Genomic DNA, 3,021 nt, shown 5'->3' with positions numbered 1-3,021 from the left:
GCGCCCACGGTTTTCTGGGGACCCATGGCATTCGCGATTATGGGAGGGCTACTTGTTGCAACGCTTTTGACACTGGTTTTCCTGCCTGCACTCTATGTTTCTTTAATTAAAGAATCCGACTTGGAAAAAACCGTGGAGGCTCCTCGTTGAGGATGTTGGGCGTCTGAAAGACGAAGGCCGTCTCGGCACTGGGAGTGGGTCATCATACCTCCACCCGGTGCCGGGACTGACTTAAAAACCAAAAAACAATACCCATTTCAGTGTACTTTGCCTGTTTGACAAAAAATCCACTCTTTCTGCAGCCTCTCTTATCGATAGCCCAGTCGCTCAACAATACGAACAGGCAGATGAAGTGCTAGAGATGCTTGTTCGAAAGTGCTTTGACCAACAGACTGGAAGGTCGTATTGTTGATTGCCGCTGAGACGTGACCCGGGATTTCCACCGAGAATTGACCCGCCTTTTAATTATTGTTCGGTTTTTTATTCACGGTCAAGTTTCGTGTATTCCTTTGCTCGTTTTGGTTCCTGAGCGGAACTGTTTTTGAACCTGAAGCTGTCATTTCCGGTTTCCAGGATGTGGCAGTGATGGGTGAGCCTGTCGAGCAATGCAGTCGTCATTTTGGCATCACCAAACACGCTTGCCCATTCACTGAAGCTAAGATTGGTTGTGATTATGACCTCGTGCGCTCGTAAAGTTTGCTGAGCAGATGGAATAAAAGAGCGCCACCTGATGCACTGAATGGCAGATATCCGAGCTCATCAAGAATGACGAGATCGGAATAAATGAGCCGGTTGGCGATCTGTCCCGATTTGCCTTGGGCTTTTTCCTGCTCAAGTGCATTCACAAGTTCAACCGTTGAGAAGAACCGGACACGTTTGTGGTGGTATTCAATCGCCTGGACACCAATAGCGGTGGCGATATGAGTTTTACCCGTTCCGGGTCCACCAACCAGAACAATGTTGTTTGCATCATTGAGAAAGTCACAGCGATGCAGCTGCTGGACCAATGCCTCGTTTATCTCACTGCTTGCGAAGTCAAAGCCGTTCAGATCACGGTAGGCTGGAAAGCGTGCAGTTTTGAGCTGGTAAGCAACTGATCTGACTTCACGCTCCGCCGTTTCCGCCTTAAGCAGCTGTGACAGAACTGGAATAGCTGCCTCGAAAGCTGGCGACCCTTGTTCGGTGAGTTCACCAACTGCTTGTGCCATGCCATGCATCTTCAATTGCCGTAACATGATTACGATTGCACCACTCGCTGGACTATGACGCATGACGAGCCTCCGTCTTTCTCAAGGTGTCGTAGCGTTCGACATTGGCCTTGGGTTCATTGTTAAGGGTCAGTGCCTGCGGTGCGTTAATCGGGGGTGGAATGAGAGATTTGCCGTCAACCAAACGATGAAGCAAATTGAGAATATGGGTTTTTGTCGGCACTCCAGACTTCAGCGCCATATCGACTGCCATAAGTACGGCCTGTTCATCATGCTGTAAGACGAGGGAAAGGATATCGACCATTTCCCTATCGCCGCCCGGCTTCTTCAACAGATGAAGCTGGAGTGTGCGAAACGCTTCAGGAAGCTCCGTGAAGGGAGCGCCATTGCGCAATGCGCCGGGCTTTCGCTGAATGACCGACAAATAGTGCCGCCAGTCATAGACGGTGTGACCTGGTGCTTCGTGAGAGCGATTGAAGATGCGTGAATGCTCGCAAATGATCTGCCCTTCGGCAGCGACCACGACAAGATGAGGATAGACACGCAGGCTTACTGGACGATTGGCAAAGGATGCTGGAACACTATAACGCGTACGATCAAAGTGAACGAGGCAGGTCGGTGATACGCGCTTGGTATATTCGACAAAGCTATCAAAAGACCGGGAAACGGGCATAAGAGTCTGGACTTCTTCAGCCCAAAGATCGGCTATGCTGCCGTGCATTTTACCATGCGTTGTGGTTGCCCAGAAAAACCTGCAACGTTCCTCCAGCCAGTCGTTCAATTCATTCAATGAAGCAAATCGTGGAGCTGGTTGAAAGAACCGATGCCGGGAATCCTGAACATTCTTCTCAATCTGTCCCTTCTCCCAACCCGATGCAGGATTGCAGAAGTCTGGTTCAAACAGATAGTGGCTGGCCATCGCTTGAAAGCGGATATTGACGTCACGCTCTTTGCCTCGCCCGACCTTATCGATGGCTGTACGCATATTGTCATAAATGCCGCGTCGTGGAACACCACCAAGCACTCGGAATGCATGGTTGTGAGCGTCAAACAGCATCTCATGGGACTGTGTGAGATAGGCGCGAACGATAAAGGCTCTGGAATAACTTAGCTTGGTATGGGCGACCTGAAGCTTTGTCCGTTCATTGCCAATAATTGCCCAGTCTTCTGACCAGTCGAATTGAAATGCTTCTCCCGGCTCAAAGCTCAAAGGGACAAACGTACCCCGGCCCGATGTCTGGTTGTGCATATGAAGATCGGCCTTCCACTCGCGGGCAAAGGTGGCAACGCGACTGTATGATCCCTCATAACCCAGAGCGACAAGGTCAGCATGCATCTGCTTCACCGTGCGCTTTTGTTTGCGAGGTTTGCGATCTTCCGACCTTAACCACGTCGTCAGTCGGTCAGAAAATGGGTCGAGTTTGCTTGGCCTGTCAGGGACCTGAAATTTTGGCTCAACGCCATTGAGACGCAGATACTTGCGGATGGTGTTCCGCGATAGGCCTGTTCGTCGGGCAATCTCGCGGATCGATAGCTCGTCCCGGTAATGCCACCGTCGGATAACGCTCAATAATGCCATGCCGATCACTCCACAGCCCTCGCTGAAAAACAAACGAGAGAAGGTTCAAACATGGGTCAATTCTAAATGGAAATATCACCCCCAACCGGGTCATGTATGGATACCCCCATTTGTGCAAGTTGGAATTTGGATAATTTAGACGTGCGATCGGGTGCGGTCATGTATCAGGCCTGTTTTGCGGCATTCACATAGCCGCTGGCCGGTATGGAGCTTAGCGGTTCTGGTGCAAAATCA

At 50.6% G+C, this 3,021-nt stretch carries 1 protein-coding gene and 1 pseudogene; both read right to left on the bottom strand.

What is annotated here, in order from left to right:
• Positions 1-480: 480 nt before the first annotated feature.
• Positions 481-1,271 (bottom strand): annotated as a pseudogene (gene istB / locus ABE530_RS19460) (IS21-like element helper ATPase IstB).
• Positions 1,261-2,787, bottom strand: coding sequence for an IS21 family transposase (gene istA, locus ABE530_RS19455; protein ID WP_499695701.1), 1,527 nt, complete (start codon positions 2,785-2,787; stop codon positions 1,261-1,263). Before istA ends, istB begins: the two are co-directional and overlap by 11 nt.
• Positions 2,788-3,021 lie beyond the last annotated feature (234 nt).

This window comes from Brucella sp. TWI559, from assembly GCF_039674265.1.
Classification (GTDB): Bacteria; Pseudomonadota; Alphaproteobacteria; order Rhizobiales; family Rhizobiaceae; genus Brucella; species Brucella chromiisoli.
The sequence above is the reverse complement of the archived record's forward strand: the minus strand, read 5'-3'. Positions and strand labels throughout refer to the sequence as shown.